General features: G+C 71.5%; 8 protein-coding genes. 2 read left to right on the top strand and 6 right to left on the bottom strand.

All coding sequences use genetic code 11. The features are described 5' to 3' along the window. Positions 1-249: 249 nt before the first annotated feature. Positions 250-912, bottom strand: coding sequence for an endonuclease NucS (gene nucS / locus ACWC5C_RS17090; protein WP_450876151.1), 663 nt, complete (start codon positions 910-912; stop codon positions 250-252). A 211-nt stretch (positions 913-1,123) separates the two neighbouring features. Between nucS and ACWC5C_RS17085 the strand changes: the two genes are divergently transcribed. After that, positions 1,124-1,516, top strand: coding sequence for an SCO5389 family protein (locus ACWC5C_RS17085; protein WP_055547655.1), 393 nt, complete (start codon positions 1,124-1,126; stop codon positions 1,514-1,516). Between the two features lie 37 nt (positions 1,517-1,553). Here ACWC5C_RS17085 and ACWC5C_RS17080 read toward each other — a convergent pair whose 3' ends face one another. Next, positions 1,554-2,585 carry an LLM class flavin-dependent oxidoreductase gene (locus tag ACWC5C_RS17080; protein WP_450876150.1) on the bottom strand — a complete coding sequence of 344 codons (1,032 nt, stop codon included), beginning with the start codon at positions 2,583-2,585 and terminating at the stop codon, positions 1,554-1,556. Between the two features lie 203 nt (positions 2,586-2,788). Here ACWC5C_RS17080 and ACWC5C_RS17075 point away from each other — a divergent pair, with 203 nt between their 5' ends. After that, complete coding sequence (locus ACWC5C_RS17075; protein WP_450876149.1) at positions 2,789-3,106, top strand: ATP/GTP-binding protein; 318 nt, start codon at positions 2,789-2,791, stop codon at positions 3,104-3,106. A gap of 16 nt (positions 3,107-3,122) precedes the next feature. On the opposite strand, the gene ACWC5C_RS17070 is transcribed toward ACWC5C_RS17075, so the two are convergent. The 4 genes from ACWC5C_RS17070 to ACWC5C_RS17055 all read right to left on the bottom strand — a co-directional run bounded on the left by ACWC5C_RS17070 (position 3,123) and on the right by ACWC5C_RS17055 (position 7,402). Beyond that, complete coding sequence (locus ACWC5C_RS17070; RefSeq protein WP_450876148.1) at positions 3,123-4,130, bottom strand: ABC transporter permease; 1,008 nt, start codon at positions 4,128-4,130, stop codon at positions 3,123-3,125. After that, the gene (locus ACWC5C_RS17065) at positions 4,130-5,365 is read right to left on the bottom strand and encodes an ABC transporter ATP-binding protein (RefSeq protein WP_450876147.1); all 1,236 of its coding nucleotides are present in this window, start codon (positions 5,363-5,365) and stop codon (positions 4,130-4,132) included. Before ACWC5C_RS17065 ends, ACWC5C_RS17070 begins: the two co-directional genes overlap by 1 nt. A gap of 80 nt (positions 5,366-5,445) precedes the next feature. Then, entirely contained in the window at positions 5,446-6,198 is a 753-nt protein-coding gene (locus ACWC5C_RS17060) for a hypothetical protein (RefSeq protein ID WP_450876146.1), read from the bottom strand. 265 nt (positions 6,199-6,463) lie between these two features. Next, positions 6,464-7,402 (bottom strand): cellulose-binding protein, encoded by a 939-nt coding sequence (locus ACWC5C_RS17055; protein WP_450876145.1) that lies wholly within the window; start codon positions 7,400-7,402, stop codon positions 6,464-6,466. Between the last annotated feature and the right edge of the window lie 25 nt (positions 7,403-7,427).

Here is a 7,427-nt window from a genome sequence, read left to right as displayed (position 1 = left end):
CGACTGGAGCCCGAACGCGATCACCTGGTCCGTCGACGGAACCGTCTACCAGCGGCGCACCCCAGCCGACCTCGGCGGACGGCAGTGGGTGCCAGCCCGTCCGGCGCTTGAGGACACACGCCCGAAGGGCGTACGGGGTCCGGGGGCGGAGCCCATGGTTTCGGGAAGGGGCGGGGCTGGGGAACAGACCGCCGGGAACCAGCCAGCGGCAGGCGGCCGCCGTGGCGGGAAGTGGTGGGTTCCGGAGCGTCAGAAGAGGCGGAGCTTGTCGTCCTCGATGCCGCGAAGGGCGTTGTAGTCCAGGACGGCACACCCGATGCCACGGTCCGTGGCCAGCACCCGCGCCTGCGGCTTGATCTCCTGCGCCGCGAACACACCCTTCACCGGCGCGAGGTGCGGATCCCGGTTGAGCAGTTCGAGATAGCGGGTGAGCTGCTCGACGCCGTCGATCTCACCGCGCCGCTTGATCTCGACCGCCACCGTCGTGCCGTCCGCGTCCCGGCAGAGAATGTCCACGGGGCCAATGGCAGTGGGGTATTCACGCCGAATAAGCGTCCAGCCATCGCCCAGTGTCTCGATACGATCGGCGAGCAGCTCCTGCAGATGGGCCTCGACGCCATCCTTGATCAACCCGGGGTCCACGCCGAGTTCATGCGAGGAATCATGGAGAACGTCCTCCATGGTGATGATGAGCTTCTCGCCCGCTTTGTTCACGACCGTCCACACATTGTCATCGCCTTCCTTCAGCGTGCACGGCGGAGACATCCAGTTGAGGGGTTTGTAGGCCCTGTCGTCCGCGTGAATGGACACGCTGCCGTCTGCCTTGACGAGGATCAGGCGGGGTGCCGAGGGAAGGTGGGCGGTGAGGCGGCCGGCGTAGTCGACGGAGCACCGGGCGATGACGAGACGCATGGTCCGCAACGCTACTCGACCGCGAAGGCTCCACGCGATTCGTCCGGCGATGGACCCGTTCAGCATTGGCTGGTTGTGTGCCCGTATCGGTGGTGCGCGCACAGTGGCCGGAATACCGTTGAATCGGGCGGTCGCCGGACGCGTACGCTGCGTCGCCGTCCGCCCATCCCATCCCTGAGACCCCGCATCCGGGGTCGCGAGAGGAGAACCCATGTCGCTCGACGTCTCACCGGCCCTTCTCGAACAGGCCGAGCGAGGCGAGGTCGACGAAGCCGCATTCGTCGACTGCGTCCGGAACTCCCTACCGTACGCATGGGAGATGATCAGCTCTCTGGTGGCCCAGCTGAAGGTCGACGGCGGGGAGTTCGCCGACAACCAGACGCCGCCGCCGGACGAGCAGGCCCGCGGACAGCTGCTCCGCGCGCTGGCGAGTGACGCGATACGTGGCGCGCTGCAGCGCCACTTCGGGGTGCGGCTGGCCTTCCAGAACTGCCATCGGGTGGCGGTCTTTCCGCTGGACGCGTCGTCCGATGACCGCCTGGCCCGCTTTACCTCGATCCGGGGCCAGCTGCTGAACCAGTCGCCCACCCTGCGCGACTGCTGACACGATGTCCGCTGCCGCTCCACCAGGGGGAGGTGTCTCAGCGCAGGAGCGGCAGCACTTCACCACCGAGCCGCCGCACGTTCTGCTCGGTGGCGGCCAGATCGCCCGACCCCTCCACCAGCAGCGCGAAGCGCGTGATGCCGGTGCGCTCGGCGGTCGCCGCCAGCCGGTCGGCGCACAGCCGGGGCGGGCCCACCGGGTGCAGTTCGCACAGCAGCTCCGCGTAGCGATGCGGGTCGCGCATCCGGCGCTCCCGGCCGTCGACGGTGACATGGGCGCCCAGCCCCTGCCGTAACCATCCCGGCATCGCCTTGGTCAGGGTCTCCGCCGCCGCGGGGCGCGCGTCCTCGATCTGCACCACCCCGGCCGAGACGTGCTCCGCGGCCACCGTCGCGACCTCGTCGGGGGAGTGGCCCGCGGCCAGCGCGGACTTCTTCCACAGCCCGATCGCCTCGGCCTTCTCCTCGTCCCCGCAGTGCATGCCCAGCAGCATCGGCAGCCCGCGCTCGGCGGCCAGCCGCACACTGCCGGGCGAGGTGCAGGCCATGACCACGGGCGGGGTGCCCGTCGTGGCCGGGTCGTCCGGGCGCGGTACGACGGGGACCTCGCGGAAGGCGAACCGCTCGCCGTCCGCCCCCACCCGGGGCTCCCGCAGCCAGCGCAGCAGCAGGTCGAGCGCCTCGGGGAAGCCGTGCTCGTACGCCCGCAGCCCGGCGCCGAAGACCTCCAGGTCGACCCAGGGACCGCCACGGCCGACGCCGAGGGTGAAGCGGCCACCGGAGCTGAGATGAAGCAGTGCCGCTTGCTCACCCAGTGCGACGGGGTGCGCCGTCGGAAGTACGCTCACCGCAGTACCGACGCCTATGCGCTGGGTACGCCCCAGCAGCAGCGCGGCGAGGGTGACGGCGGACGGACAGACGCCGTACGGCACGAAGTGGTGCTCGGCGAGCCACACCGCGTCGAGCCCGGCGGACTCGGACAGTTCGGCCGAGCGGACCGCCCGGTGCAGCGCCTCCTCCTGTCCTTGGCCGGGAAACTGAGCGGCCAGAATGAAAGCCCCCACACGCATGCCATCTGCCTCCTTGTCGCGGCTCCATCGCCGACGCGGGCATCCTCTACTGGCATTAACGTCTGACACGTGCCAAGGGCACGGCCTGGCAAGTATTTTTCATGATGATCTGAGTGTGGGTGTGGAAGACGACTTACCAGGTGCGTGACCGCAGCGCGTACGCTGGTCACAGTCAGTAGCTCCCAGCCCTGTCGAGGTGCCCCGTGTCTCCACGCCGAAACCGTCCGCGAGGTGGCGAGAAGTCCGAAAACCGCGTGGGCACGGACCGTTACGGACTGGAGCGCACCGAGAACTGGCAGGGCGAGGAGTGGGTGGTGCGGCTGGTGGGTGGCGGGACGGGAGCCAAGCACTACCGCTGCCCCGGATGCGATCAGGAGATCCCGCCCGGGGTGCCGCATGTGGTGGCCTGGCAGCAGCACATGGGCGTGGACGACCGCCGCCACTGGCACAAGGCCTGCTGGAACGCGCGAGACCGCCGGAGCGCCAAGCTCCAGCGGTCTCGTAACGCCCCGCGGTACTGAGCGTTCCGCTACACGTCTACACGTCGCGCTTCTCCAGCAGGGCGTACGCCGCGACGAAGGCCGCCGCGGTGACGACCGCCAGCACGCCCAGCTGCGACCAGCCGGAGCCCACCGAGTCGTCGATCCGGAAGAGCGCGGCCAGCGCGAACGGCGAGGAGTACTTCTGCATCTCCACGCCCAGATCCGCCAGGCTGGGCGACATCATCAGGAACGCGGGGAGGATCGACGGGAGCAGCACCACACCCAGCATCGTGGTGATCGCACCGGCCGAGTGCCGCAGCATGCTGCCGACGGCGAGCGAGAGCAGCCCGAGCAGCGAGACATACGTCCCGACGCCGATGGTCGCGCCCAGCAGCTGGTCGTTGTTCGGCTGCGTGACGTCCGGGCCGCTGTGCATCCCGGAGCTGATGAAGGCCACGAGGGCGAGCGAGAGGGTCGTGGTGACGAACGCGAGCGAGAAGAAGACCAGCGCCTTGGCGGTCAGCACGCGGGCGCGGGCCGGGGAGGCGGTGAAGGTGGTGCGGATCATCCCCGTGCCGTACTCGGACGAGACCACCAGCACGCCGAGGGTGATGATGCACAGCTGGCCGAGCAGGGCGCCGAAGAACCCGGGCAGGGTGGTGGGCACGCTCTGGTAGTCGGTGTCGCTGGTGCTGGCCGACGTCAGGAATCCGATCCCGACGACCAGCCCGACCATGACGCTCAGTGTCCAGATCGTCGAGCGCACCGACTTGATCTTGGTCCACTCGGAGGCGAGGGCGTTCCCGAGGTGGGTGCGCTGGATGGGGATCGGCGAGGTGTAGGTGCCCACGGCGGCGTACGGCTGCGCGGGGGCGCCGGGGGGCGGTGACACGTAGCCCGGCGGCAGATGCGGCGCCTGGTGCTGCGGTGCGTGGTGCTGCGGTGCCTGCGGCGGCTGTGGCGGTTGCTGTCCGTAAGGCTGCTGCGGTGCGTACGGCTGCTGCTGCGGCGGAGTCTGCGGTGGGACGGGCGCCTGGCCCTGCTGCTGGTACGGCGTCGTCATCAGGCGTCCTCGTTGTCGCGCTTGGTCATCGTGGCGGGTGCGGAGGCGGGCGGCTGAGCCGGTGCGGCGGGCGGCTGCGCCGGGGGAGCGGCCGGGCGCCGCGCGGGCGCGGCGACGGGCTGCGGCGGGGCTGCGCCCTGCGGCGGGGCGGGCGGCTCGGCGTACCCCGGCATCACGGTCGCGGGCGGATACGGCCCGGGCGGCTGCCCCGGGACGCCCGGCGCACCTGGCGCACCCGGTGCGCCCGGCGCGTAGCCGTACGCCCCGCCCTGCGGGCCGTACCCGGCGGGCGCCTGCTGCAGCCCGGCGCGCTGGTCGGCCGTCGAGCGGTAGTCCACGGCGCCCTGCGTCATCCGCATGTACGCCTCCTCCAGCGACGCCTGGTGCGGGGACAGCTCCCACAGCCGGACGTCCGCCGTGTGCGCCACCTCGCTGATGCGCGGCAGCGGCAGCCCGGTCACCCGCAGGGCGCCGTCCTGCTCCGGCAGCACCTGGCCACCGGCCTCGCTCAGCGCGGCGGTCAGCTTCTCGCGCGCCTGCGGTTCGGCGTCGGGGGTGCGGACCCGGGCGAAGTCCGCCGAGTTGAAGGAGATGAAGTCCTTGACGCTCATGTCCGCGAGCAGCTGCCCGCGGCCGATCACGATCAGCTGGTCGGCGGTGAGCGCCATCTCGCTCATGAGGTGGCTGGAGACGAAGACCGTGCGGCCCTCGGAGGCCAGCTGCTTCATGAGGTTGCGGACCCACAGGATGCCCTCGGGGTCCAGACCGTTGACCGGCTCGTCGAAGAGCAGCACCTGCGGGTCGCCGAGCAGCGCGGCCGCGATGCCCAGGCGCTGGCCCATGCCGAGCGAGAAGCCCTTGGAGCGCTTGCGGGCGACGTTCTGCAGGCCGACCACGCCCAGCACCTCGTCGACCCGGCGGGCCGGGATGCCGGACAGCTGGGCGAGGCACAGCAGGTGCTGGCGGGCGCTGCGGCCGCCGTGCACGGCCTTGGCGTCGAGGAGCGCGCCGACCTGGCGCGGGGCGTTGGGCAGCTTGCGGAAGGGATAGCCGCCGACCGTGACATGTCCCGCGGTGGGCTCGTCAAGGCCGAGGATCATGCGCATCGTGGTCGATTTACCGGAGCCGTTCGGGCCCAGGAAGCCGGTGACCGTGCCGGGCCGCACCTGGAACGACAGGTTGTACACGGCCGTCTTGTCGCCATAGCGTTTCGTCAGGCCGACTGCCTCGATCATGCTCCGCCCCTCGTGCGAATGGGTCGGGGCGCCTCGCCCCCGTAGGAGTTAGGAGCTTAACGGGGGATTGACGGTTCCCGTTAAGACGGGATGGAAAGCCGATCGTAACCCTCTGACCTGGCCCAGCCCTCGTCGTGGAACACCCGGGTGCCCGCCGCCCGCACCGCCGCGTCGGCCCCCGCCCGGTCCACCCAGGCGGCGGGATCGGGGCCGAGGAGGTCCCGCAGCCGCGCGGAGGAGTCGAGCAGCCGGGTCAGCAGCGCGGCCTGGTCGCCCCCGCCCGGCAGGGGCCGCCCGCCGTCGCCGGGCGCGGTGAGCACGCCGTGCGTACTGACGTAGAGGTACGCCGCTTCCAGCCGCTCCCCGGACGGCATCACCATCGGGACGTCCGCCCCGGCCAGCCGCACCCGCCGGTAGTTGGGCACCTCGGTACGGTCGACGGCCTCCAGCTGCGCGTCGTCGAGCCAGCTGACGACGAGGGGCGTACGGGCGGCGGGGTCGCCGTACGGAGCGGAGGCGACGTACCCGTACCGCCCGATGTGCGCCGAGCAGCCGACCGCGACGCCGTGCACCCGGACCGGAACCATGGGCACGGTCGCGGGCCGCCCGGGCAGGCTGAGCTTGTAGTGCAGCTGCGCGGGGGAGGCGTTGGACCCGACGGCGATCACGGGATGCCGGTCCCGGAACCGGCCGTCCAGGAGCGCCGGGTCGAGGGGGTGCAGCTCGCCGCCGGTGAGCAGCGTGGGGGCGGTCACGGGCCGCCCGGGATAGGTGAGCGGCGCCTCGGCGGGCACATCGCCGAAGCCGAGCGCGCTGAGACTGCGGTCATCCACCCTGCCGAGGCTACGCGCACCGACCGCGCCCGGACATGCGCGTGCCCCGCGCCGCTACTGCTGGCGGCACGGGGCACGGAGCGCTAAAGGGGGCGTCTCGCCGATCATGCCGGGCTCCCGACGCCTGGCACGGCACCTCGCGGCCCCGCGCTCGTCGCACGCAGCGCCGCTGCGCTCTCCTCACGCGGGTTGCGAGCCACCGCACCAGACGCCGCTCGCTGATCCGGCCTGATCGACAAGACACCCCCTAAGCCGGGACCGAGCGTCACCGGGTCTGCTGGGCCGGGACGCCGCGGGTGGCGGCCTCTTCCTCGCCCGGGTTCCCGGCCGCGGCCACGGCCGCGCCGGTCAGCGTGGCCAGCATCTCGCGGACGTTGGTCAGCTGGGCGTTGATGCTGTCGCGGCGGTTGGTCAGCGCCGCCAGCTCGCGCTCGGATTCGCTGCGGATGCGGTCCGCCTTGGCGTTCGCGTCGGCCACGATGTCCTCGGCCTGGCGCTGCGCGGTCTCCACCGTCTGGCGGGCGCGGCGCTCGGCGTCGGTGCGCAGCTTCTCGGCCTCCAGGCGCAGCTGCTCGGCGCGGTGCTCGATCTCCGCGAGCCGCTTCTCGGCCTTGGCCTGACGGGAGGCCAGGTCGCGCTCGGACTGCTCGCGGCGCTTGGCCAGGTTCGTCTCGAAGTCGGCGGCGGCCTGCGCGGCCTTGGCGCGGGTCTCCTCGAAGAGGGAGTCCGCCTCCTCGCGCTTGGACTGGGCGTCCTTCTGCGCTTCCTGACGCAGCGTGGTGGCTTCGCCCTTCGCCTTCTCGACGATCCGCGCGCCCTCGTCCTCGGCCTTCGCCTTGCGGTCGGCGGCGAACGCCTCGGCGTCGTTACGGACCTGCTGGGCGGAGGACTCGGCCAGTTCGCGGTGCTGCTCGGAGGCGCGGCGGGCCTCCTCGCGCAGGTCCTTCGCCTCTTCCTCGGCGAGGCGGAGGATCTTCTCGACCCGGGCGCCGAGACCCGCGTAGGACGGCTCCGCGTCGTTGATCTGGGCCTGCGCGTTCTGCGTTTCGAGGTGCAGCTCCTCGATGCGCTTCTCGAGCGAGGTGATGCGGGACAGTGCGCTGTCGCGGTCGGCGATGAGCTTGGTAATGCGGTCGTCCACCTGACCGCGGTCGTACCCACGCCGCACGAGCTCGAAGCCGAAGGGGGAGGAAGTGTCGCTCATGGGGTTCCTGTCGAAAGAGACCGGT

Source organism: Streptomyces sp. NPDC001700 (genome assembly GCF_053596435.1).
The sequence above is the reverse complement of the archived record's forward strand: the minus strand, read 5'-3'. Positions and strand labels throughout refer to the sequence as shown.

Bases quoted from the DNA above. Each gene is read 5' to 3' on its own strand.
- ACWC5C_RS17085 (WP_055547655.1), top strand. From the start codon at position 1,124: ATGTCGCTCGACGTCTCACCGGCCCTTCTCGAACAGGCCGAGCGAGGC.
- ACWC5C_RS17055 (WP_450876145.1), bottom strand. From the start codon at position 7,402: ATGAGCGACACTTCCTCCCCCTTCGGCTTCGAGCTCGTGCGGCGTGGG.
- ACWC5C_RS17065 (WP_450876147.1), bottom strand. From the start codon at position 5,365: ATGATCGAGGCAGTCGGCCTGACGAAACGCTATGGCGACAAGACGGCC.
- ACWC5C_RS17080 (WP_450876150.1), bottom strand. From the start codon at position 2,585: ATGCGTGTGGGGGCTTTCATTCTGGCCGCTCAGTTTCCCGGCCAAGGA.
- ACWC5C_RS17070 (WP_450876148.1), bottom strand. From the start codon at position 4,130: ATGACGACGCCGTACCAGCAGCAGGGCCAGGCGCCCGTCCCACCGCAG.
- nucS (WP_450876151.1), bottom strand. From the start codon at position 912: ATGCGTCTCGTCATCGCCCGGTGCTCCGTCGACTACGCCGGCCGCCTC.